The following is a 21571-nucleotide window of genomic DNA, read 5'->3' as shown; positions in this document are numbered from 1 at the left end:
CCCCTCGCCGGGCAGGGGCTGAACCTCGCGCTGCTCGACGCGGCGACCCTCGCCGAGGCCGTCCTCGAGGCCCGCCGGCGGGGCCGGGACCCCGGCAATGCCGCCGCCCTGCGGCGCTTCGAGCGGACCCGGCGGGCGGCGAGCTGGCTCCCGAGCAGCGCCGTCGACGGCCTCCACCTCCTCGCCGGCCACCACCTCCCGATGCTCGGCCTGCTGCGCGGGCTCGGCCTGCACGGCGTCGCCCAGCTGCCGGCGGCGCGCCGGGCCTGGCTCCGCCAGGCCATGGGGCTCACCGGCGAGCTGCCGGCGCTCGCCCACGGCCCCGAGGAGTGAGCTAAGGCACTGCGCCAAAAGGCCTTATCGGCCTTCCCCGGCGGCCTCTCCCCCCGCCCCTACGGGATCTATCAGGGGGCGTGAATTTGGGTTCGACCGCCTTTGTGAGTATAGTGTTTTGTCACCTCTTGAGAACGATTCCCCGAAATGCCGCATCAAACCCCGCTCTACACCGTCCATGTGGATGCCGGTGCCCGCATGGTGGATTTCGCCGGCTGGGCCATGCCGCTGCACTACGGCTCCCAGATCGCCGAGCACGAGGCGGTACGCAGCCACGCCGGGCTCTTTGATGTCTCGCACATGGCGGTCACCGACCTCGCCGGCGAGGGGGCCCGCGCCATGCTGCGCGAGCTGCTCGCCAACGACGTCGCCAAGCTCGACGGCCGGCCAGGGCGGGCGCTCTACAGCTGCCTGCTCAACGAGCAGGGCGGCGTGATCGACGACCTCATCGTCTACGCCCGCGGCGAGGAGCGGGGGTACCGCATCATCTCCAACGCCGCCACCCGCGAGCGGGTCCTCCCCTACCTGCTCGACGAGGCGCAGCGCCGCGGCCTCGACGCCGCCGCCCGCGACGAGCTCGCCATGATCGCCGTGCAGGGGCCGCAGGCCCCCGCCCTCCTCGAGGCCGTCTACGGCGCCGCCGCGGAGCCGGCCCTGGCGCTCCGGCCGTTCCAGAGCACCGAGCTCGAGGCGGCCTTCATCGGCCGCACCGGCTATACCGGCGAGGACGGCTTCGAGATCGTGCTCCCGGCGGAGCGGAGCGCCGAGCTGTGGCACCGGCTCCACGAGGCGGGGGGGACCCCGTGCGGCCTCGGGGCGCGGGACAGCCTGCGCCTCGAGGCGGGGCTGAACCTCAACGGCCACGAGATGGACGAGCAGACCTCGCCGCTGGCGGCGGGGCTGGACTGGACGGTGGCCTGGGAGCCCGCCGAGCGCGACTTCGTCGGCCGCCAGGCCCTGGAGGCGCAGCGCCGGCAGGGCCCGCAGCAGCGCCTGATCGGCCTGGTGGTCGAGGGCCGCGCGCCGGCCCGCGAGGGGTACACCGTCCGCACCGACGCCGGCGAGGGCGTCATCACCAGCGGCGGCTACGCCCCGAGCGTCGGCGCCCCGGTGGCGCTGGCCCGGGTCCCCGCGGCCGCCAGCGGCGGCTACCGCGTGGTCATCCGCAATCGCGAAGTGCCGGCCCGGGCCGTTCAACCGCCCTTCGTCCGGCATGGTAAGGTACGCGTCTAGGCGACAACGCGGCGAATGGACGCACTTCCACTCCCGAACCGCGAGGAATCCCAATGAGCCAGGTACCCGAAGACCTCAAGTACACGCGCAACCACGAGTGGGCCCGCGCTGAGGCCGACGGCACCGTCACGGTGGGCATCACCGACCACGCCCAGGAGACCCTGGGCGACCTGGTCTTCGTGGAGCCCCCGGAGGAGGGCACGGAGCTCCGTGCCGAGGAGGCCTGCGCCGTCGTCGAGTCGGTCAAGGCGGCCTCCGACGTCTACTCGCCGATCGGCGGCGAGGTCATCCAGGGCAACGAGGCCCTCGGCGACAGCCCGGAGCTCGTCAACTCCGATCCGTACGGCGAGGGCTGGATCCTCCAGATCCGCCCGGCCGACCCCAGCGAGCTCGACAACCTGCTGGACGCGGCCGCCTACCAGGAGCTCGTCGCCGACGAGGGCTAAGGCCCGCCGGCCAGAACGGGGACCGAGTACCATGCCTTTTATCCCGCACACTGAGGAGGAGCTCCAGGAGATGCTCGAGGCCATCGGCGTCGAGCGGATCGAGGGGCTCTTCGACGAGATCCCGTCCTCGCTGCGCAGCGCCAGCCTCGAGGGCCTCGCCCCCGGCATGGGGGAGATGGCGCTCACGCGGCTGATGCGCACCCGGGCGAGCCGGGACGAGCAGCCCGCCTGCTTCATCGGCGCCGGGGCCTACGACCACCACGTCCCGGCCGCCGTCTGGGAGCTGACCACCCGGGGCGAGTTCTACAGCGCCTACACGCCCTACCAGGCGGAGGCCTCCCAGGGGACGCTGCAGGTGATCTACGAGTTCCAGACCATGATGTCGGAGCTCACCGGCCTCTACGCCGCCAACGCCTCCCTCTACGACGGCGCGACGGCCCTGGCCGAGGCGGTGCTCATGGCGGTGCGGGCCAACCGTAAGGTCAAGAGCAAGCGGGTGCTCATGCCGCGCACGGTGCACCCGCGCTACCGGGAGGTCGTCCGGACCATCGTCGCCAACCAGGGCATCGAGCTCATCGAGGCCCCCCTCGACGACACCGTCGGCCGGATCGACCCGGAGGCCCTCGGCCGCTTCGAGGACGAGCCCCTCGCGGCGGTGGTCATCCCGCAGCCGAACTTCTTCGGCGCCCTCGAGGAGGTCGACCGGCTCACCGACTGGGCCCACGGGCTCAACGCCCTGGCGATCGCGGTGTGCAACCCGGTGGCGCTGGCGCTGCTGACCCCGCCCGGCGAGTGGGGGAGCAACGGCGCCGACATCGCCTGCGGCGAGGGGCAGCCGCTGGGCATCCCCCTCGCCTCCGGCGGCCCCTACTTCGGGTTCATGACCACCCGCAAGGACCTCGTCCGCCAGCTCCCCGGGCGTATCGTCGGCCGGACCGTGGACGCCGACGGCCGGACGGGCTATACCTTGACACTGCAGGCCCGGGAGCAGCACATCCGCCGCTCGAAGGCGACCTCGAACATCTGCACCAACCAGGGGCTGATGGTGACCGCGGCCACGATCCACCTGGCGCTGCTCGGCACCGAGGGGCTGAGCCGGGTGGCGGCCGCCTGCCACGAGCACACCCGCGAGCTGGTGCACAAGCTCACGGCCATCGAGGGGGTCGAGCGGCTCTTCGACGGCCCGTTCTTCCACGAGGTCCCGCTGCGGATCCCGGCCCCTGCCGACGAGGTCCTGCCCCGCCTGGCCGCAGAAGGCGTCCTCGGCGGCCTCGACCTCAGCACCGAGTTCCCGGAGTGGGGCCCGGCCCTGCTCGTCTGCGCCACGGAGACGCGCACCAGCGAGGAGATCGACCGCTTCGCGGCGGCCCTCTCCGAGGCGCTCCACGGCAGCGGCCGGCGCGCCCACGGCTGACGACAAGCCGCGCCCCGCGCGGAGGAGGTTACAGCGCCATGGCCGAGATCACGCTCCACGGCACCCCCATCCACACCTGCGGCGAGCTCCCGGCGGTGGGCGCCTCCGCGCCCTCGTTCCGGCTGGCCGACGGCGAGCTGCAGGAGCACCGGCTCGAGGACTACCGGGGCCGGCCCCTGCTGCTCAACATCGTCCCGAGCCTCGATACCTCGGTGTGCAGCGCCTCCGCCCAGCGCTTCGACCGCATGGCCCAGGAGCACGCCGGGACGCTGTTCCTGACGGTCTCGGCCGACCTGCCCTTCGCCCAGCAGCGCTTCTGCGAGGGCGCCGGCATCGGCAACGTCCTGACCCTGTCGACGCTGCGCGACGGCGACTTCGCCCGCCACTACGGGGTCCGGATCGAGGACGGCCCCATGGAGGGGCTGTGCGCCCGGGCCGTGGTCCTCATCGACGCCCAGGGGCGCATCGCCTACACCCAGCTGGTGCCCGAGATCGCCCAGGAGCCGGACTACGACGACGTCGAGCGCGCCCTGTAACCATGACGGAGGAGTCTGAACCCGTGCTCATCTACGAGATCAGCCGCAAGGGGCGTCGCGCCTTCGCCCAGGCGCCCGCGGCGGCGCCCAGCTCGGACAGCCTGCCGCGACGCTTCCGCCGCCAACGCCCGCCGCAGCTGCCGGAGGTCTCCGAGCTCGAGACCGTGCGCCACTACACCCGGCTGTCGCAGAAGAACTTCGGCATCGACACCAACTTCTACCCCCTCGGCTCGTGCACCATGAAGTACAACCCCCGGGGGGCGAACCGGGCGGCCATGCTGCCGCAGTTCCTCGAGCGCCACCCCCTCGCCCCCGAGGAGACCGGGCAGGGGGTCATGGCGTGCATCCACGAGCTCCAGGGCGAGCTCGCCGAGCTCACGGGCATGCGGGCGGTCTCGCTGTCGGTCATGGCCGGCGCCCAGGGGGAGTTCGCCGGCGTGGCGATGATCCGCGCCTACCACGACGCCCGCGGCGATACCGGGCGCGAGGAGATCCTCGTCCCCGACGCCGCCCACGGGACGAACCCGGCCACCGCCACGATGTGCGGCTACAAGGTCCGGGAGATCCCCACCGGCGCCGACGGCGACGTGGACATGGAGGCCTTCAAGGCCGCCGTCGGGCCCCAGACCGCCGGGATCATGCTCACCAACCCGTCGACGGTGGGGGTCTTCGAGCGCCGCATCGAGGAGATCGCCGCCACGGTCCACGAGGCCGGCGGGCTGCTCTACTACGACGGCGCCAACCTCAACGCCATCCTCGGCAAGGCGCGCCCCGGCGACATGGGCTTCGACGTCATCCACCTCAACCTGCACAAGACCTTCTCGACGCCCCACGGCGGCGGCGGCCCCGGCGCCGGGGCGGTGGGGGTCAACGAGCGGCTGCTGCCCTACCTGCCGGTCCCTCGGGTCGCCGAGGAGGCGGGCCGCTACCGCTGGCTCACCGAGGCCGACTGCCCCGAGACCATCGGCCGGCTGTGCACCTTCAACGGCAACACCGGCATCCTGCTGCGCGCCTACGCCTACCTGCGCATGCTCGGCCGCGAGGGGGCGACCCGGGTCGCCGAGTACTCGACGCTCAACGCCAACTACCTCATGACGCGGCTGCGCGAGGCCGGCTTCACCGTCGCCTACCCGCAGCGCCGGGCGAGCCACGAGTTCATCGTCAGCCTCAAGGGCGAGGCCAAGGAGCTCGGCGCCAACGTCATGGACTTCGCCAAGCGGCTGCTCGACCTCGGCTACCACGCGCCGACGACCTACTTCCCGACGCTCGTCCCCGAGGCGCTGCTCATCGAGCCGACCGAGACCGAGAGCAAGCGCGAGCTCGACGGCTTCGTCGAGGCCATGGTGCGCATCCGCGAGGAGGCCCGCGAGGACATCGACAGCCTCAAGGGCGCGCCCTACCGCCTGCCGGTGCGCCGGCTCGACGACGTCAAGGCCGCCCGCGAGCTCAACCTGCGCTGGGAGGCGTAGGACGAACCAGGCAATTCCCAGAGGGAGGATTCAATGTCCGCCATCATCAGTGGATCGATCGCCTTCGATACGATCATGGTCTTCCACGACCGCTTCCGTAACCACATCCTGCCCGAGCAGGTCCACATCCTGAACGTCTCGTTCCTGGTCCCCGAGCTGCGCCGGGAGTACGGCGGCTGCGCCGGCAACATCGCCTACAACCTCAAGCTCCTCGGCGAGGAGCCGCTGCCGCTCTCCACCGTCGGCGCCGACATCGGCAGCTACGACGACTGGATGACCAGCCACGGCATCGAGAAGCGCTACATCCGCACCATCAACGAGCACTACACGGCGCAGGCCTACATCACCACGGACATGGACGACAACCAGATCACGGCCTTCCACCCCGGCGCCATGGGCGAGGCGCACCAGGTGGACGTGCCCGCCGACGCCGGCGCCAAGGTCGGGGTTGTCGCCCCCAACGGGCCCGACGGCATGGTCAAGCACGCCCGGCAGTTCGCCGAGGCGGGGATCCCCTTCATCTTCGACCCGGGCCAGGCGATGCCGGCCTTCGACGGCGACCAGCTGCGCGAGTTCATCGAGAAGGCCACCTGGGTGGCGGTCAACGACTACGAGTCGCAGCTGCTGACCGAGCGCACCGGCCTCGAGCTCGCCGACATCGCCGAGCGGGTCGACGCCCTGATCGTCACCCGGGGCGGCGAGGGCTCGCTGATCTACGCCGGCAGCCGCGACCCCATCCGCATCCCGGCGGCGAAGATCAGCCAGGTGGCCGACCCCACCGGCTGCGGCGACGCCTTCCGCGCCGGCCTGCTCTTCGGCCTGCTGCGCGACATCGACTGGGAGACCACCGGCCGGATCGCCTCGCTCATGGGCGCGATCAAGGTCGAGCAGAGCGGCACCCAGAACCACACCTTCACCGGCGAGGCGTTCAAGGCCCGCTACCAGTCCGCCTTCGGGCGCTCCCTGGAGCTGCCCATCGGCGCCTGAGCGCCGCCGCCGCGCCGCGGGGCCCCGGCGGGCACGCCCCGCTACGCGCCGCGGCGCGGCCCTCTCCTGTAAGGCTTCGGTAGAAGGGACCCATGGCGCACGGGCCGGCGATCCCCGAGGTCGATACGGCCAGCGGCCGGATCGCCTCCGCCCGCTGGGTCCCCTCGCCCAACGAGGGGCCGCGGCCGCCCGGCTGCGGGCTCGAGCTCATCGTCATCCACGCCATCAGCCTCCCGCCGGGGGGCTTCGGCGGCGGCTGGATCGATCGGCTCTTCACCAACCGCCTCCCGCCCGACGCCCACCCCGCGTTCCGCGAGATCGCCGCGCTGCGGGTCTCGGCCCACGCCCTCATCGACCGGGAAGGCGCCCTGACACAGTACGTCCGGCTGCACCGGCGCGCCTGGCACGCCGGCCGCTCGCGCTACGCCGGGCGCAGCGAGTGCAACGACTTCTCGGTGGGGATCGAGCTCGAGGGCGACGAGGTCACGCCCTACACGCCGGCGCAGTACGCCAGCCTCGCCGGGCTGCTGCGCGCCCTGCGCGCCGCCTACCCCGGCCTCGCCCAGGCCCCCGTCGTCGGCCACAGCGACATCGCCCCGGCGCGCAAGACGGACCCGGGCCCCGCCTTCGACTGGGAGCGGCTGCGCGCCGCGCTCTAGCGCTCGGTGCAGTCGACGCTGTAGACGCGCTCCGCGCCGTCGTCGAGGCACACGGCGGTCAGGGTGCCGCCCCACTGGCAGCCGGTGTCGATGGACAGGACCCCCTCGCCGCGGTGGAAGCCGAGCACCGACCAGTGGCCCGTGACCACCGTGAGCGGGTCCGGGCTGGCGCGCAGGCGGCGGCGGACCTCGAACCACGGGAAGTGGTCCGCCGGCGCCTTCCCCGGGTGGCCCTTGTAGCGCAGCAGCAGCCGCCCCTCGCTGTCGGTGAAGCGCATGCGCACGAAGGCGTTGGTGATAAAGCGCAGCCGGTCGTAGCCCGACAGCTCGTCGGACCACTCGTTGGGGCGGTTGCCGTAGACGTTGTCCATGAAGTCGTCGAAGGGGATCGCGCCGCGCAGGGCCGACTCCAGCTCCCGGGCGCGCAGCTGCGCCTCGGCGACGCTCCACGCCGGCGGCAGCCCGGCGTGGGCCATGGCGTAGCCGAGCCCCTCGTCGACGTGCATCAGGGGGCGGAAGCGCAGCCACTCGATGAGCTCGTCGGCGTCCTCGGCGTCGAGGGTCCCGCGCAGGGTGTCGGCGTCCTTGAGCCGCCCGTGGCCGCTCCAGACGGACATCAGGTGGATGTCGTGGTTGCCGAGCACGGTCACGGCGCGCTCGCCGAGCTGGTTGCGCACCAGGCGCAGGACCCCGAGGGAGTCGGGGCCGCGGTTGACGAGATCGCCCACGAACCAGATCCGGTCCGCCGCCGGATCGAAGCGGATCCGCTCCAGGAGCCGCTCGAGCGGCTCGCGGCAGCCCTGGATGTCACCAATCGCGTAGGTGGCCAATAGCAGCCTCCTTCCCCTTACCGGGTACTTTGCCGAGTCTTCCTCAGGCCGTCGCCAGGGCGCGGGCCTTCTCCTCGAGGGCGGCGAGCAGCTGCCGGTGGGCCTGGACGAAGGCCTCCACCCCCTCGGCCTCCAGCGCCTCGAGGGCCCCCTCGAGGTCGACGCCCGCCTCGCGCAGCCGCTCGAGCTCCGCCGGCGCCTCGTCGAGCCCCTCGAGCAGGCGGGGCGCCGGCGCGCCGTCGCGGCGGTACGCCTCGTAGGTCGCCGGCGGCAGGGTCGTCACCGTCTCCGGGCCGGCGAGGGCGTCGACGTAGTAGGTCTCGGGGTAGCGCTCGCCCTTGACGCCGGTGCTCGCCCAGAGCAGGCGCTGCGGCTGGGCGCCGGCGGCGCGCAGCTCGCCGAAGGCCTCGCCGTGGAAGGCCTCGCGGTAGGCGGCGTAGGCGCAGCGGGCGTTGGCGATGGCGGCGCGGCCGTAGAGCGCCTGCGGGGCGCCGGCGGCGGCGAGCTGGGCATCGACCTTGGCGTCGAGGCGGCTGACGAAGAGGCTGGCCACGGACACCGGGGTGGCCACCGGCTCGCCGGCCGCGAGGCGCCGCTGCAGGCCGCGCTGGTAGGCCGCGGCGGCCTGGCGGTAGCGCGCCACGCCGAAGATCAGGGTGACGTTCACCGGCACGCCCTGCGCCGTCAGCTCCTCGACGGCCGAGAGCCCGGCCTCGGTGGCGGGGACCTTGATCATGGCGTTGGGCCGGTCCACCCGGCGCTGGAGCCGCAGGCCCTCGCTGACGCTGCCGGCGGCGTCGTGGGCGCACTCCGGCGAGAGCTCGAGGCTGACGAAGCCGTCCTGCCCGCCCTCGGCCTCGTAGACCGGGCGCAGCACATCCGCCGCCGCCTGGATATCGGCCACGGCCAGGTGCTCGAAGAGCGCCTCCGGATCGCCCGCCCCCGTGGCCGCCAGGGCGTCGCGGATGGCCGCGTCGTAGGCCTGCCCGTCGCAGATCGCCTTCTGGAAGATGACCGGGTTCGAGGTGACCCCGCGGAGCCCGTCCGACGCCGCCATGCGCTGGAGCGTCTCGGGAAGCATGCCGCGGTGGATGTTGTCGTACCACACGCTCTGGCCGAGCTCAGCCAAGCGCAGCAGGGGGTTCTCTGCCATGGCGCACGCCTTACCGGTTGAAGCTGATCGAGGGATCAGTATAACGGCGGGCGCGGTGGGCTCAAACCGAGCCCCGCCGCCCGGGAGCGCCGGCGGCCGCAGCGAGGCTTATGGGCGGCCTGCCGAGCCGCTATAATGGATGGTTTCTGAAGCTGGCGCCGAGAGGACCGGATTGCCCTGCCTGTACCGACCCGTCACCGCGCTCGTGCTCCTCGCCCTGCTGCTCGGCTGCGGCCAGAAGGCGCCGCTCTACCTCCCGGAGGGGGATCGCCAGGAGGCGCCGGAATGACCGCCGAGGACGGCTTCGAGCGCCGCGACGGCGAGCTGTGGGCCGAGTCGGTCCCGCTGCGCGAGATCGCCGGGCGCTTCGGCACGCCCTGCTATGTCTACTCCCGGGCCGCCATCGAGGCGCGCTGGGCGCGCTACCGGGCGGCCATGGGGAACCGCGGCAGCGTCTGCTACGCGGTCAAGGCCAACGGCAGCCTGGCGCTGCTCGGCCTGCTCGCCGAGCACGGCGCCGGCTTCGACATCGTCTCCGGCGGCGAGCTCGCGCGCGTGCTGCGCGCCGGCGGCGACCCCGGGCGGGTGGTCTTCTCGGGCGTCGGCAAGGGGGTCGAGGAGATCCGCCGCGCCCTGGGCGCCGGCATCCGCTGCTTCAACGTCGAGTCCGCCGCCGAGCTCGAGCGCCTCGCGGCGATCGCCCGCGAGGCGCATACCCCGGCGCCGGTGGCCATCCGCATCAACCCCGACGTCGAGGCGCCGACCCACCGCTACATCGCCACGGGGCAGGCCGAGAGCAAGTTCGGGGTGCCGCTCGAGGAGGCCCGCGCGCTCTACCGCCGCGCCGCCGCCGAGCCCGCCCTGCGGGTCCGGGGGCTGGCCTTCCACATCGGCTCGCAGCTGATGTCCGTCGCCCCCCTCGAGGCGGCCGCCGAGCGCGCCGCCGCCCTCGTCCGCGAGCTCCAGGCCGAGGGCATCGCCATCGAGCACATCGACGCCGGCGGCGGGCTCGGCGTGCGCTACACCCGCGAGAGCCCGCCGGCGCCGAGCGAGCACGTCGAGGCGGTGGCCGGGCCGCTGGCGGGACTCGGTGCGGAGCTGATCGTCGAGCCCGGGCGCGCCCTGGTCGCCGAGGCGGGGCTCCTGCTCACCCGCGTGGAGTACCTCAAGCAGGGCGGGGCCCGGACCTTCGCTGTCGTCGACGCCGGCATGAACGACTACCTGCGCCCGGCCCTCTACGGCGCCGAGCACGCCGTCGAGGCGGTGGCCCCCGGCGAGGCCGCGGAGCGCCGGCTCGATATCGTCGGCCCGGTCTGCGAGTCCGCGGACGTCTTCGCCACCGACCGCCCCCTGCCGGCGGCGGCCGGCGACCTGCTCGCCGTGCGCAGCGCCGGGGCCTACGGCGCGGCGATGGCCTCGCAGTACAACGGCCGGCCGCGGCCGCCGGAGGTCCTCGTCGACGGCGCCCACACCCACCTGATCCGCCGCCGCGAGAGCGCCGAGGACCTCATGCGCGGCGAGCGCCTGCTGCCCGGGAGCTGACGGCGTGCACTTCACCAAGATGGAGGCGCTCGGCAACGACTTCGTCGTCGTCGACGCCCTCCGCCAGCGCCCGCACCTGCCGGCGGAGGCCGTCCGCGCCCTCGCCGACCGGCGCCGCGGGATCGGCTTCGACCAGCTGCTGCTCGCCGAGCCGCCGGCCCACCTCGGCGCCGACGTCCGCTACCGCATCTTCAACGCCGACGGCAGCGAGGTCGAGCACTGCGGCAACGGCGTGCGCTGCCTCGCCCGCTTCCTCCACGACAGCGGGCTGGCCCCCGGCCCGCGGCTGCGCATCGAGACCGAGGGGCGCATCACCGAGACGCGGCTCGAGGACGACGGCCAGGTGGCCGTGGACATGGGCGCCCCGGCGCTCGAGCCCGGGCGCATCCCCTTGCGGGCCGCCGAGCGCGCCGCCGCCTACCGGCTCGCCACCAGCCGCGGCGAGCAGGAGATCGCCGCCGTCTCCATGGGCAACCCCCACGCCGTGCTGCGGGTCGACGCCGTCGACACCGCCCCGGTCGCGCAGCTCGGCCCGGAGATCGAGCGCCACCCGCGCTTCCCCAACGGCGTCAACGTCGGCTTCATGGAGCGCGTCGAGCGCGGCCGCATCCGCCTGCGCGTCTTCGAGCGCGGGGTCGGGGAGACCCCGGCCTGCGGGACCGGCGCCTGCGCCGCCGTGGTCGCCGGCCGCCTCGCCGGGCGGCTCGACGCCACGGTCGCCGTCGAGCTGACCGGCGGGACGCTCGTGGTACACTGGCCTGGAGAAGGCCGGGCGGTATGGATGACCGGCCCGGCCCGCACGGTCTTCCGCGGCGAGGTCGAGCTGCCCGGCCCCGCGGGCCGCTGATCGCCGCCGTACCGTCGACCCCCTCAGCAGCGCAGGACGATACGCGTGACCGAGACCGCCCCGCGCGAGGACGGCCCCCCACCGCTCGACGAGGCGGCCGTCGCCCGCTACCTGGCCGATAACCCCGACCTGCTCCAGCGCCGCCCCGAGCTGCTGGCGCTGCTCGAGCTCCGCCACGACTGCGCCCCCGCCACCTCGCTGATCGAGCGCCAGGTGCGCGTGCTGCGCGAGCAGAACGCCGCCCTGCGCCAGCGCCTCGACGAGATCCTCAGCGTGGCGCGCTACAACGACGGCACCGCGGAGCGCCTCCACGAGCTCACCCTCGAGCTCATGGGCGCCGACGACCTCCAGGACGCCGTGGAGAGCCTCCGCGCCCGGCTGCGCGAGGGCTTCCAGGCCGAGGCGGTGGCGGTGGTGCTCTTCGACCCGGCGGCGCAGGCGGCCGAGGCGCCGCTGCCGGAGCTGGCCGACGGCGATGCCAGCGCCTACCGCAGCCTCGGGCCCCTGCTCGAGGCCGGCCGCCCCCGCTGCGGCGCGCCGGAGGCGGAGCAGTGCCGGATCGTCTTCGGCGCCTCGGCGCCCCGCGTGGCCAGCGCCGCCCTCGTCCCCCTGCTCGGCGAGCGGCCCATCGGGGTGCTCGGCATCGGCAGCACCGACCCGGAGCGCTACCACGCCGGCCAGGGCACGGTCTTCCTGCGCCGGCTCGGGGCGCTGGCGGCGTGCACCCTCGAGCGCCTCATGCGGAGCGGCTAGCGCCGTGGCTCACGACCGGCTGGCGGGCTTCGACCGCTACCTCGCCGCGGAGCGGCGCCTGGCGGAGCCCACCCGCAGGCAGTACCGGCGCGACCTCGCCGCCTTCGCGGCCTTCTGCCGCGAGCGCGGCCTCGCCGACTGGGCCGCCGTCACCCCGGCGGCGGTGCGCGCCTTCGTCGCCGCCGGGCGCCGCGCCGGCCTCGCGGGCAAGACCCTGGCCCGGCGGATCGCCGCCGTGCGCGCCTTCTACCGCTACCTGCTGCGCGAGGGGGCCGTCTCCGCCAACCCGGCGAGCGAGGTCCGCGCCCCGCGGGGCGGGCGGCGCCTGCCCCAGACGCTCAGCCCGGACGAGGTCGGCGCCCTGCTCGACGGCGACGGCGCGGAGCGGGCGGACGAGGCGGGCTCGGACCCGCTGGCGCTGCGGGATGCGGCCCTCTACGAGCTGATCTACTCCAGCGGCCTGCGCCTGTCCGAGGCGGTGGGGCTCGACCTGGCGGGGCTCGACCTCGCCGAGGGGCTCGTCCGGGTGACGGGCAAGGGCGCCAAGGAGCGGCTCATCCCCGTCGGCCGGCCGGCGTGCGCGGCCCTCCGGGCGTGGCTGCGCGTGCGCGGCCAGCTCGCGGCCCCGGACGAGCCCGCCGCCTTCGTCGGCCGCCACGGGCGGCGCCTGGGCGGGCGCAGCCTCCAGCAGCGGCTCAAGCGCCTGGCCCAGCGCCGCGGCGTGCAGCGCCGGGTCCACCCGCACATGCTGCGCCACTCCTTCGCCACCCACCTGCTCGAGTCCAGCGGCGACCTGCGGGCGGTCCAGGAGCTGCTCGGCCACGCCGACATCGCCACGACGCAGATCTACACCCACCTCGACTTCCAGCGCCTGGCGCAGGTCTACGACCAGGCCCACCCGCGGGCGCGCCGGCGCCCCGCGAGCGGCTCCGGCGAGCGCGACCCCGGCGATTGAGCCGCTCACATCGGGTAGAATGGCGGCATAACGTCAAAAAGGAGGCGGCCTTGGAAGCAGCACACGGCACCACCATCCTGGCGGTCCGGCGCAACGGCCGGGTCGCCCTCGGCGGCGACGGCCAGGTCACCCTCGGGCAGACGGTCCTCAAGGGCAACGCCCGCAAGGTCCGCCGCCTCTACCACGGGCGTGTGCTCGCCGGCTTCGCCGGGGCGACCGCCGACGCCTTCACCCTCTTCGAGCGCTTCGAGGGCCAGCTCGAGCGGCACAACGGCCAGCTCGCCCGCTCCGCCGTGGAGCTCGCCAAGGAGTGGCGCTCCGACCGGGTGCTGCGCCGGCTCGAGGCGCTGCTCGTCGTCGCCGACCCCGAGGCGGTGCTGACCCTCTCGGGCACCGGCGACGTCATCGAGCCCGAGCACGAGCTCATGGCCGTCGGCTCGGGCGGGCCCTACGCCCAGGCGGCGGCCCGGGCCCTGACGCAGGCCACGGAGCTCTCCGCCGCCGAGATCACCCAGCGCGCCCTGGAGATCGCCGGCGAGATCTGCGTCTACACCAACCGCAACATCACCGTCGAGACGCTGCCCGAGGAGCCGTAGCGAGATGTCCGAGACGACGATGACCCCGCGCGAGATCGTCCAGGAGCTGGACAAGCACATCGTCGGGCAGGGCGAGGCCAAGCGCGCCGTCGCCGTCGCCCTGCGCGACCGCTGGCGGCGGCTGCAGATCGACGAGCCGCTGCGCAGCGAGATCACGCCCAAGAACATCCTCATGATCGGCCCCACGGGCGTCGGCAAGACCGAGATCGCCCGGCGCCTGGCGCGCCTCGCCCGGGCGCCGTTCATCAAGGTGGAGGCGACGAAGTTCACCGAGGTCGGCTACGTCGGCCGCGACGTCGAGTCCATCGTCCGCGACCTCACCGACCTGGCCCTCAAGCTCGTCCGCGAGGAGGCCATGCAGGACGTCCGCCACCAGGCGGAGCGGGCGGCCGAGGAGCGGCTGCTCGACGCCCTGCTCCCCGGCCCGAGCAGCGACGAGTCCCGGGGCGGCGAGTCCAGCGGCACCCGCGAGAAGTTCCGGCGCAAGCTGCGCAACGGCGACCTCGACGAGCGCGACGTCGAGATCGAGGTGCAGGGCGCCAGCCCCGGCGTCGAGATCATGAGCCCGCCGGGCATGGAGGAGATGAGCAACCAGCTCCAGGGGCTGTTCCGCAACCTCGGCGGCGAGCGGACCCAGCGGCGCAAGCTCCCCGTGCGCGAGGCCATGCGGGTGCTGCGCGACGAGGAGGCCGCCAAGCTCGTCAACGAGGAGGAGGTCAAGGCCGAGGCGGTCCGCCGGGTCGAGGAGCAGGGGATCGTCTTCATCGACGAGATCGACAAGGTGACCAAGCGCGCCGAGCAGGGCAGCGGCGGCGACGTCTCCCGCGAGGGCGTGCAGCGCGACCTGCTGCCCCTCGTCGAGGGCTCCACCGTCTCCACCAAGCACGGCATGGTGCGCACCGACCACATCCTCTTCGTCGCCTCCGGCGCCTTCCACGTCGCCAAGCCCTCGGACCTCATCCCCGAGCTCCAGGGGCGCCTGCCCATCCGCGTCGAGCTCGACGCCCTCGGCGCCGAGGACTTCGTGCGCATCCTCACCGAGCCGGACAGCTCCCTGGTGGCGCAGTACCGCGCCCTCATGGCCGCCGAGGGGGTGACGCTGGAGATCACCGACGACGGCGTGCGGCGCATCGCCGAGGTGGCCCGGCAGGTCAACGAGCGCACCGAGAACATCGGCGCCCGGCGGCTGCACACCGTCATGGAGCGGCTGCTCGAGTCGCTCTCCTTCGAGGCGCCCGACCACAGCGGCCAGACGCGCACGGTGGACGCCGCCTACGTCGACGAGCACCTGGCGGAGCTGGCCGAGGACGAGGACCTGAGCCGCTACATCCTCTAACGCGAACAGGAGGCGCAGCGTGAGCGAGCAGGAGACGACCCACTTCGGCTACCGGCAGGTCCCCGTCGAGGAGAAGGCGCGGCACGTCGGCTCGGTCTTCGACTCGGTGGCCGACCGCTACGACCTGATGAACGACCTGATGTCCGCCGGCCTCCACCGCCTGTGGAAGCGCCAGGCGATCCGCCACACCTTGCTGCGCCCGGGCCACCGGGTCCTCGACCTCGCCGCCGGGACCGGCGACCTGGCCAGCCTGGCGCTGGAGCGGGTCGGCCCCGAGGGCGAGGTGGTCCTCGGCGACATCAACGGCCCCATGCTCGCCCGCGGCCGGGACCGGCTCATCGACCAGGGGGTGGGGCCGCAGGCCGCCTACGTCCGCTGCGACGCCGAGGCGCTGCCCTTCCCCGACGCCGCCTTCGACCGGGTGACCATCGGCTTCGGGCTGCGCAACGTCACCCACAAGGAGGCCGCCCTCGCCGAGATGCGGCGCATCCTGCGCCCCGGCGGGCGGGCGATGATCCTGGAGTTCTCCCAGGTCCGCGCCCCCGGCCTGCGCCCCCTCTACGACTTCTACTCCTTCCGCGTCATGCCGCTGATGGGGCGCCTGGTCACCCACGACGCCGAGAGCTACCGCTACCTCGCCGAGTCGATCCGCGTCCACCCCGACGCCCCGACGCTGGCGGGCATCATGGAGCAGGCCGGCCTCGAGGACTGCGAGTACACCCTGCTCACGGGGGGCGTGGTGGCCATCCACACCGGCTGGGTCTATTAGCCGCTCCACCATGCTCGCGACGCTGCTCAACCGGCTCATCCGGCTCGACCCCGAGGCGCCGCGGCTGCTGGCGCCGCTGGCCGGCCGGCGCGTGCGCCTCGTCCTCGACGGCCTGCCGGCGCGGGTCGTGCGCTTCACCGCCGCGGGCATCGAGCTCTCCGCCGACACCGAGGCGGCGGACGCCGAGATCGAGGCCAGCGCCGAGGCCCTGCGCGCCCTGGCCCTCGAGGGCGGCAGCGCCGTGGGGCGCCTGCGGATCCGCGGCGAGGTGGGGGTGGCCAACGACCTGAGCCGGCTGCTCAGCGGCCTGCAGCCGGACTGGGAGGAGCCGCTCACCCGCGCGCTCGGCGACCCCCTCGGCCACTGGAGCGCCACGGCGGCCCGGCGCCTCGGCCGGTGGGCCGCCGGCACCGCCGCCGCCGGCGGCCGCGGCCTCGGGCGGTGGCTGACCGGCGGCTCGGGGCCGCTCGCCGAGCCCGGGCGCGTCCGCGCGCACCTCGACGAGGTCGACCGCCTGCGCGCCGACGTCGACCGCCTCGAGCGGCGCGTCCTCGAGCTGGAGCGCCGGCGGCCATGATCGGGCCCCAGCGCCTCTTCCGGCTCACCCGCATCCAGCTGGTGATGCTGCGCCACGGCGTCGACGACGTCGTCCTCGCCGCGCCGCTGTTCCGGCCGCTGCGCTTCCTCGTCGTCTTCATGCCGTGGCGCTGGGTGCGCCGGAGCGAGCCGCGCGGCGTGCGGGTGCGCCGCGCCCTCGAGGAGCTCGGGCCGATCTTCGTCAAGCTCGGCCAGATCCTCTCCACCCGCCGGGACCTGCTGCCCAAGGACGTCACCGAGGAGCTGGCGCGGCTGCAGGACCGGGTGCCGCCGTTCCCCCACGAGGACGCCCGGCGGATCATCGAGCGCACCTACGGCGAGCGCATCGACGCCGTCTTCGCCCACTTCGAGGACGCCCCCATCGCCTCGGCCTCCATCGCGCAGGTCCACGGCGCGCGGCTCCACGACGGCACCGACGTGGTGATCAAGGTGGTGCGCCCCGGCATCCCGGCGGTCATCCGCCGCGACCTGGAGCTGCTCTACACCGCCGCGCGGCTCGCCGAGCGCTACGTCCCGGACGCCCGGCGGCTGCACCCGGTGCAGGTGATCTCGGAGTTCGAGAAGAACCTCTACGACGAGCTCGACCTCATGCGCGAGGCGGCCAACGCCTCGCAGCTGCGGCGCAACTTCCGCGACTCCGAGCTGCTCTACGTCCCGGCGGTCTACTGGCGCCACACCGGGCGCGACGTCATGGTCATGGAGCGCATCCACGGCATCCCGATCAGCGACATCGACGCCCTGCAGGCCCACGGGATCGACCTGCGCAAGCTCGCCGAGCGCGGCACCGAGATCTTCTTCACCCAGGTCTTCCGGGACAGCTTCTTCCACGCCGACATGCACCCGGGCAACATCTTCGTCGACCCGAGCCGGCCGGCGGAGCCGCGCTACATCGCCGTCGACTTCGGGATCATGGGCTCGCTGGCGCCGGTGGACCACCACTACCTCGCCGGCAACTTCATGGCCTTCTTCAACCGCGACTACCGGCGCGTCGCCGAGCTGCACGTCGAGTCGGGCTGGGTGCCGGAGGGGACCCGGGTCGAGGAGTTCGAGGCGGCCATCCGCACCGTCTGCGAGCCGGCCTTCGAGCGCCCCCTCCAGGAGATCTCCTTCGCGCAGCTGCTGTTGCGCCTCTTCCAGACCGGGCGGCGCTTCGACATGGAGATCCAGCCGCAGCTGGTGCTGCTGCAGAAGACGCTGCTCAACGTCGAGGGGCTCGGCCGCAACCTCTACCCCGAGCTCGACCTGTGGGCCACGGCCAAGCCGTTCCTCGAGAACTGGATGCGCGAGGAGCTCGGGCCGCGGGCCACCCTGCGCAACGTCCGCAAGCAGCTGCCGGAGTGGGGCGAGAAGCTCCCGGAGCTGCCCAACCGGATCGATCACGGCCTCCAGGACCTCGCCCGGATGCGCGCCGAGCTCCAGCGCCACAGCCAGGAGATGGCGCAGCTGCGCCGGGAGCTCGACCGCGGCCACCGCCGCCTCTACGCGGCCATCGCCGGCGGGGCGCTGATCGTCGCCGCGCTGCTCGGCCCGCCGGAGCCGGCCCTGCCGCTGGATCTCGCCGCCGTGCCCGCCACGACGTGGGGGCTCGGCGGCCTCGGCGTCGTCGCCCTGCTCCTCGCCCTGCCGTGGCGGCGCTGAGCCTCAGAAGGCCCGGTGCGCCGGCGGCCGCTGCAGGCCGCTCTCGACCTCGGCGGCCTTGTCCTCGCCGCAGAGCAGCACGATCAGGCGCAGGGCGAAGTCCATCGCCGTCCCCGGGCCGCGGGAGGTGACGATCGGCCCGTCGACGACGACGGGCTCGGCCGCCGGCTCCACGCCGTGCGCCTCCAGGTGGCCGGGGAAGGCGGTCGCCCGGCGCCCGGCGAGCAGCCCCGCGCCGGCGAGGACCCGGGGCGCGGCGCACACGGCGCCGATCCAGGCGCCCGCCGCGTAGTGGCGCTGGAGCAGCTCGAGGACGCGCGCGTCGCCCTCGAGGCGCTCGGCGCCGGCCGCGCCCCCCGGCAGGGCCACGAGGTCGAAGCGCTCCTCGGCCACCGCGTCGAGGGCCGTGTCGGGGTTGAGGGAGACGCCGCGGCTCGCCTGCACCACGCCGGGCGCCAGGCCGGCGGCCACGACCTCGATGCCGGCCCGGCGGAGCAGGTCGATGACGGTCACCGCCTCCAGCTCCTCGCAGCCGTGGGCTAGGGGTACCAGGGCTCTTCGGCTCATCGCGAGAACTCCTCCTTTCCGCTCCTGTGCTGATCGACCAGGGTGCTCACCGGCACCAGCCGCACCCCCCGCTCCCGCAGCCGAGGCAGCTCGCGCTCGAGCAGGCGGAGGGTCTCGGCGTAGGGGTGGCCGATGGCGATCACGCCGCCCTGGCGGCGGCTCAGCTCGACGAAGCGCTCGAACTGCTCGGCGATCACCTCGGGGTCGCGGCGCGGGTCGAGGAAGACCTCGCGGGCCGCATTGGGGATCCCGTGCTCCGCGGCGAGCTGCTGCGCCACCGTCCGCGCCGTCGTGCGGCTGTCGACGAAGTAGAGGTCGCCGCGCTCGGCGAGCTCCTCCATCACCCACGCCATATGGCCGGGGTGGCGGGTCACCAGGCTGCCCATGTGGTTGTTGACGCCGCGGGCGTGGGGCACCGCGCTGATCGCCCGGCGGACCCGGCGGCGCACCTCCGGCTCGGGGGTGTCGAGCCACAGCGCGCCGGGGCCCGGGTCGGCCTCGCCGTTCGGCTGCATCGGCAGGTGCGCCATCACCTCGTGGCCCTGCCGGTAGGCCCGCTCGGCGAGGGGGCGGGCGTGCGGGGCGTACGGCAGGACCGAGAGCGTCACCGCCTCCGGCAGCGCGATCGCCCGCCGGCTGGCGCGCAGGTCCGGGCCGATGTCGTCGACGATCACCGCCGCCGGCTGCGGCTCCCGGAGCTCCGGCACGGGGATCTCCCCCCACGCCGCCGCCGCGGCCCAGGCCGGCAGGGCGAGGAGGAGGGCGGCGGCGACGGCCCGGCGCACGGCTAGCGCGCCCCCAGCACGCGCATGCCCTTGAGCAGGCTCAGCGCCTCGAAGAGGACGTAGTCCCGGCGGGCGAGGCTCGCCTCCGCCTCGCCCGCGGCCTCCTCGCCCTCGGGGCCGCCCCCGGGGCCGTCCGCCTCGGCCTGGCCCGGCAGGTGCCCCTCGAGGTCCGCCTCGGTGACCTCAAGCGAGGGCTCCGTCTCGGCCAGGCGCAGGTCCTCCACCGCGATATCCGGCGTGATCCCCTGGGCCTGGATCGAGCGCCCCGAGGGGGTGAAGTAGCGCGCCGTGGTCAGCTTCATGGCCGCCTCGTCGAGGGGGATGATGCTCTGCACCGAGCCCTTGCCGAAGCTCGTCTCCCCCATGATCACCGCCCGGCCGTGGTCCTGCAGGGCGCCGGCGACGATCTCCGAGGCGGAGGCCGAGCCGCGGTTGATCAACACCGCCAGGGGGGCGCCGCCGGAGAGGTCGGCGCTGTCGGCGTCGAAGGCCATCTGCGCCTCCTCGACCCGGCCCTTGGTGGAGACGATCTGCCCCTCGGCCAGGAAGGCGTCGGCCACCGCGACCGCCGCCTGGAGGACGCCGCCGGGGTTGTTGCGCAGGTCGAGGACGAGGCCGTGGAGGCTGCCGCCGGCCTCGGCGAGCAGCGACTCGAGCGCCCTGCGCAGCTCCTCGCCGGTGCCCTGCTGGAACTGGCTGATGCGCACGTAGCCGTAGCCGGGCTCGAGCATCCGGGAGCGGACGCTGTCGACCTGGATCACGGCGCGCTCGAGCTCGAAGGTCAGCGGCTGCTCCGCCGCCTCGCGCACCACGGTGATCTCGACCTTGTTGCCGGGCTCGCCGCGCAGGCGCTGCACCGCCTCGCTGAGCTCGATGCCCCGCACCGACTGGCCGTCGATGCGGATGATGGCGTCGCCGCTGCGCAGCCCGGCGCGGCTCGCCGGCGTGTCGTCGATCGGCGCGACGACCTGGATCAGCCCCGCCTCGCGGCTGAGCTCCAGGCCGACGCCGCCGAACTCCCCGCGGGTGCCCTCCTGGAGCTTCTCGTAGGCCTCGGAGTCGAGGTAGCCGCTGTGGGCGTCGAGCTCCGAGAGCATGCCGCGGATCGCCGCCCGGAAGAGCTCGCGGTCGTCCACCGCCTCGACGTAGTCGCGCTTGATCCGGCCGTAGACCTCGGCGAGGAGCTCGAGCTCGGCCAGCGGCAGCTGCTCTGCCGCGCTCTCGGGGCGGGGGCCGGGGGCCTCCGCCGCCTGCGGCTCGGCCGCGCCCGCGGCGGGCGCCAGGGCCAGGCCGAGCGCCAGCACGGCGCTGAGGAGACTACCAATCGGGCGTCGCATGCTTGCTCCTTGGACGGTGGCGCGGCTCAGCGCAGCCACGCCAGCGGGTTTTCCGGCTCCCCCCCGTGGCGCACCCCGAAGTAGAGGCCCGGCTCCCCGCGCGCCCCGCTGCTGCCGACGCTGCCCAGGAGATCGCCGGCCTCGAGCCACTCGCCGACCTCGACGTAGAGGGCCTGATTGTGGCCGTAGAGGGTGAGGTAGCCGTCGCCATGATCAATAATGACCAGCAGCCCTAGGCCGCGCAACCAGTCGCTGAAGACCACCCGCCCGGCCGCCACGGCCTGCACGTCGGTGCCCGGCTCGGCGGCCACGATGATCCCCTTGCGCTTGAGACCGCCGCCGCGGGGGTCGCCGAAGCGCGCCTCGAGCGGCCCCTGGACGGGCCAGGGCAGCTCGCCGCGGGCCTCGCCGAGCCCGCGCCCCGCCCCGATGCCCTCGGGGATATCGGCCAGGCGCCCGCGCAGGCGCTCGAGCAGCGCCTCCTGCTCGGCGACCTGCTCCTCGAGCCGCTCTGCCGCCTCCCCCCGCTCGGCGATGCGCCGCTCGAGGGCCTGGCGCCGGGAGCGGCGCTCCGCCCGGCGCTCCGCCAGCCCCTCGCGCCGCTCGGCGAGCTCCGCCTCGAGCCGCTCGAGGCGCTCGAGCTCCCCGCGCAGCCGCCGGCGCAGCTCGGCGAGCCGGCGCAGCTCCGCCGCCGCGGCGGCGATCCGCTCGCCGCGGGCCTCGTGCAGGTAGTCGTAGTAGACCAGCAGGCGCTGCGCGGCGGCCGGCCGCCGCGCAGCGCCTGCTGGT

Annotated in this window: 22 protein-coding genes and 2 pseudogenes; 18 read left to right on the top strand and 6 right to left on the bottom strand. The window is 74.2% G+C overall.

The annotated features are described in order from the left end of the window. The 8 genes and pseudogenes from CKO13_RS04200 to ampD all read left to right on the top strand — a co-directional run. Positions 1-333 (top strand): annotated as a pseudogene (locus CKO13_RS04200) (2-octaprenyl-3-methyl-6-methoxy-1,4-benzoquinol hydroxylase); the annotation flags it as partial. A gap of 147 nt (positions 334-480) precedes the next feature. Then, on the top strand, positions 481-1566 hold the full coding sequence (gene gcvT, locus CKO13_RS04195; protein ID WP_200257097.1) for a glycine cleavage system aminomethyltransferase GcvT: 1086 nt from the start codon (positions 481-483) through the stop codon (positions 1564-1566). A gap of 53 nt (positions 1567-1619) precedes the next feature. Beyond that, positions 1620-2012 (top strand): glycine cleavage system protein GcvH, encoded by a 393-nt coding sequence (gcvH, locus tag CKO13_RS04190; RefSeq protein WP_200257095.1) that lies wholly within the window; start codon positions 1620-1622, stop codon positions 2010-2012. Between the two features lie 31 nt (positions 2013-2043). Next, positions 2044-3426 carry an aminomethyl-transferring glycine dehydrogenase subunit GcvPA gene (gene gcvPA, locus CKO13_RS04185; RefSeq protein WP_200257093.1) on the top strand — a complete coding sequence of 461 codons (1383 nt, stop codon included), beginning with the start codon at positions 2044-2046 and terminating at the stop codon, positions 3424-3426. A gap of 38 nt (positions 3427-3464) precedes the next feature. Then, complete coding sequence (gene tpx / locus CKO13_RS04180) at positions 3465-3962, top strand: thiol peroxidase (protein WP_200257092.1); 498 nt, start codon at positions 3465-3467, stop codon at positions 3960-3962. 23 nt (positions 3963-3985) lie between these two features. Beyond that, complete coding sequence (gcvPB, locus tag CKO13_RS04175) at positions 3986-5431, top strand: aminomethyl-transferring glycine dehydrogenase subunit GcvPB (protein ID WP_338034576.1); 1446 nt, start codon at positions 3986-3988, stop codon at positions 5429-5431. Positions 5432-5464: 33 nt separating this feature from the next. Further along, on the top strand, positions 5465-6418 hold the full coding sequence (locus CKO13_RS04170) for a carbohydrate kinase family protein (RefSeq protein WP_200257090.1): 954 nt from the start codon (positions 5465-5467) through the stop codon (positions 6416-6418). Between the two features lie 92 nt (positions 6419-6510). Next, positions 6511-7077: a 1,6-anhydro-N-acetylmuramyl-L-alanine amidase AmpD gene (gene ampD / locus CKO13_RS04165; protein WP_200257089.1), complete on the top strand. Its 567-nt coding sequence runs from the start codon at positions 6511-6513 to the stop codon at positions 7075-7077. On the opposite strand, the gene CKO13_RS04160 is transcribed toward ampD, so the two are convergent. Further along, positions 7074-7907 carry a symmetrical bis(5'-nucleosyl)-tetraphosphatase gene (locus CKO13_RS04160; protein WP_200257088.1) on the bottom strand — a complete coding sequence of 278 codons (834 nt, stop codon included), beginning with the start codon at positions 7905-7907 and terminating at the stop codon, positions 7074-7076. The genes ampD and CKO13_RS04160 overlap by 4 nt on opposite strands. A 43-nt stretch (positions 7908-7950) precedes the next feature. Beyond that, a complete protein-coding gene (tal, locus tag CKO13_RS04155; RefSeq protein ID WP_200257086.1) occupies positions 7951-9060 on the bottom strand; it encodes a transaldolase in 1110 nt (369 codons plus the stop codon). A 172-nt stretch (positions 9061-9232) separates the two neighbouring features. Between tal and lptM the strand changes: the two genes are divergently transcribed. The 10 genes and pseudogenes from lptM (at position 9233) to ubiB (ending at position 18093) form a co-directional block, all read left to right on the top strand. After that, complete coding sequence (lptM, locus tag CKO13_RS04150) at positions 9233-9349, top strand: LPS translocon maturation chaperone LptM (RefSeq protein ID WP_200257084.1); 117 nt, start codon at positions 9233-9235, stop codon at positions 9347-9349. Next, positions 9346-10602 (top strand): diaminopimelate decarboxylase, encoded by a 1257-nt coding sequence (gene lysA, locus CKO13_RS04145; protein WP_200257082.1) that lies wholly within the window; start codon positions 9346-9348, stop codon positions 10600-10602. The genes lptM and lysA overlap by 4 nt, the downstream gene beginning before the upstream one ends. 19 nt (positions 10603-10621) lie before the next feature. Next, positions 10622-11449 (top strand): diaminopimelate epimerase, encoded by an 828-nt coding sequence (dapF, locus tag CKO13_RS04140; protein WP_200257099.1) that lies wholly within the window; start codon positions 10622-10624, stop codon positions 11447-11449. Between the two features lie 45 nt (positions 11450-11494). Further along, on the top strand, positions 11495-12202 hold the full coding sequence (locus tag CKO13_RS04135; protein ID WP_200257080.1) for a DUF484 family protein: 708 nt from the start codon (positions 11495-11497) through the stop codon (positions 12200-12202). Positions 12203-12206: 4 nt separating this feature from the next. Continuing rightward, a pseudogene (locus tag CKO13_RS04130) lies at positions 12207-13055 on the top strand (tyrosine recombinase XerC); the annotation flags it as partial. 152 nt (positions 13056-13207) lie between these two features. Continuing rightward, the gene (gene hslV / locus CKO13_RS04125; RefSeq protein ID WP_200257076.1) at positions 13208-13753 is read left to right on the top strand and encodes an ATP-dependent protease subunit HslV; all 546 of its coding nucleotides are present in this window, start codon (positions 13208-13210) and stop codon (positions 13751-13753) included. 4 nt (positions 13754-13757) lie between these two features. Continuing rightward, the gene (gene hslU, locus CKO13_RS04120) at positions 13758-15089 is read left to right on the top strand and encodes an ATP-dependent protease ATPase subunit HslU (RefSeq protein WP_200257074.1); all 1332 of its coding nucleotides are present in this window, start codon (positions 13758-13760) and stop codon (positions 15087-15089) included. A gap of 19 nt (positions 15090-15108) precedes the next feature. Further along, on the top strand, positions 15109-15858 hold the full coding sequence (locus CKO13_RS04115; RefSeq protein ID WP_200257072.1) for a ubiquinone/menaquinone biosynthesis methyltransferase: 750 nt from the start codon (positions 15109-15111) through the stop codon (positions 15856-15858). Positions 15859-15868: 10 nt separating this feature from the next. Beyond that, positions 15869-16435, top strand: a complete 567-nt coding sequence (locus CKO13_RS04110) for a ubiquinone biosynthesis accessory factor UbiJ (protein ID WP_200257070.1) — start codon at positions 15869-15871, stop codon at positions 16433-16435. After that, the gene (ubiB, locus tag CKO13_RS04105) at positions 16432-18093 is read left to right on the top strand and encodes a ubiquinone biosynthesis regulatory protein kinase UbiB (RefSeq protein WP_200257069.1); all 1662 of its coding nucleotides are present in this window, start codon (positions 16432-16434) and stop codon (positions 18091-18093) included. The genes CKO13_RS04110 and ubiB overlap by 4 nt, the downstream gene beginning before the upstream one ends. A gap of 3 nt (positions 18094-18096) precedes the next feature. On the opposite strand, the gene CKO13_RS04100 is transcribed toward ubiB, so the two are convergent. The 4 genes from CKO13_RS04100 to CKO13_RS04085 all read right to left on the bottom strand — a co-directional run. Continuing rightward, positions 18097-18660: a DJ-1 family glyoxalase III gene (locus CKO13_RS04100; RefSeq protein WP_200257068.1), complete on the bottom strand. Its 564-nt coding sequence runs from the start codon at positions 18658-18660 to the stop codon at positions 18097-18099. Continuing rightward, positions 18657-19445 carry a divergent polysaccharide deacetylase family protein gene (locus CKO13_RS04095; RefSeq protein ID WP_200257067.1) on the bottom strand — a complete coding sequence of 263 codons (789 nt, stop codon included), beginning with the start codon at positions 19443-19445 and terminating at the stop codon, positions 18657-18659. The genes CKO13_RS04100 and CKO13_RS04095 overlap by 4 nt, the downstream gene beginning before the upstream one ends. A 2-nt stretch (positions 19446-19447) precedes the next feature. Next, positions 19448-20782 (bottom strand): S41 family peptidase, encoded by a 1335-nt coding sequence (locus tag CKO13_RS04090; protein ID WP_200257066.1) that lies wholly within the window; start codon positions 20780-20782, stop codon positions 19448-19450. Between the two features lie 26 nt (positions 20783-20808). Further along, positions 20809-21571: murein hydrolase activator EnvC family protein (locus CKO13_RS04085; protein ID WP_200257065.1), on the bottom strand; the 763-nt coding region annotated here is incomplete at its 5' end.

The organism is Halorhodospira neutriphila (assembly GCF_016584055.1).
Taxonomy (GTDB): domain Bacteria; phylum Pseudomonadota; class Gammaproteobacteria; order Nitrococcales; family Halorhodospiraceae; genus Halorhodospira; species Halorhodospira neutriphila.
The sequence above is the reverse complement of the archived record's forward strand: the minus strand, read 5'-3'. Positions and strand labels throughout refer to the sequence as shown.

Bases quoted from the DNA above. Each gene is read 5' to 3' on its own strand.
- gcvT (WP_200257097.1), top strand. From the start codon at position 481: ATGCCGCATCAAACCCCGCTCTACACCGTCCATGTGGATGCCGGTGCC.
- gcvH (WP_200257095.1), top strand. From the start codon at position 1,620: ATGAGCCAGGTACCCGAAGACCTCAAGTACACGCGCAACCACGAGTGG.
- gcvPA (WP_200257093.1), top strand. From the start codon at position 2,044: ATGCCTTTTATCCCGCACACTGAGGAGGAGCTCCAGGAGATGCTCGAG.
- tpx (WP_200257092.1), top strand. From the start codon at position 3,465: ATGGCCGAGATCACGCTCCACGGCACCCCCATCCACACCTGCGGCGAG.
- CKO13_RS04170 (WP_200257090.1), top strand. From the start codon at position 5,465: ATGTCCGCCATCATCAGTGGATCGATCGCCTTCGATACGATCATGGTC.
- ampD (WP_200257089.1), top strand. From the start codon at position 6,511: ATGGCGCACGGGCCGGCGATCCCCGAGGTCGATACGGCCAGCGGCCGG.
- tal (WP_200257086.1), bottom strand. From the start codon at position 9,060: ATGGCAGAGAACCCCCTGCTGCGCTTGGCTGAGCTCGGCCAGAGCGTG.
- lysA (WP_200257082.1), top strand. From the start codon at position 9,346: ATGACCGCCGAGGACGGCTTCGAGCGCCGCGACGGCGAGCTGTGGGCC.
- dapF (WP_200257099.1), top strand. From the start codon at position 10,622: ATGGAGGCGCTCGGCAACGACTTCGTCGTCGTCGACGCCCTCCGCCAG.
- hslU (WP_200257074.1), top strand. From the start codon at position 13,758: ATGTCCGAGACGACGATGACCCCGCGCGAGATCGTCCAGGAGCTGGAC.
- CKO13_RS04110 (WP_200257070.1), top strand. From the start codon at position 15,869: ATGCTCGCGACGCTGCTCAACCGGCTCATCCGGCTCGACCCCGAGGCG.
- ubiB (WP_200257069.1), top strand. From the start codon at position 16,432: ATGATCGGGCCCCAGCGCCTCTTCCGGCTCACCCGCATCCAGCTGGTG.
- CKO13_RS04100 (WP_200257068.1), bottom strand. From the start codon at position 18,660: ATGAGCCGAAGAGCCCTGGTACCCCTAGCCCACGGCTGCGAGGAGCTG.
- CKO13_RS04090 (WP_200257066.1), bottom strand. From the start codon at position 20,782: ATGCGACGCCCGATTGGTAGTCTCCTCAGCGCCGTGCTGGCGCTCGGC.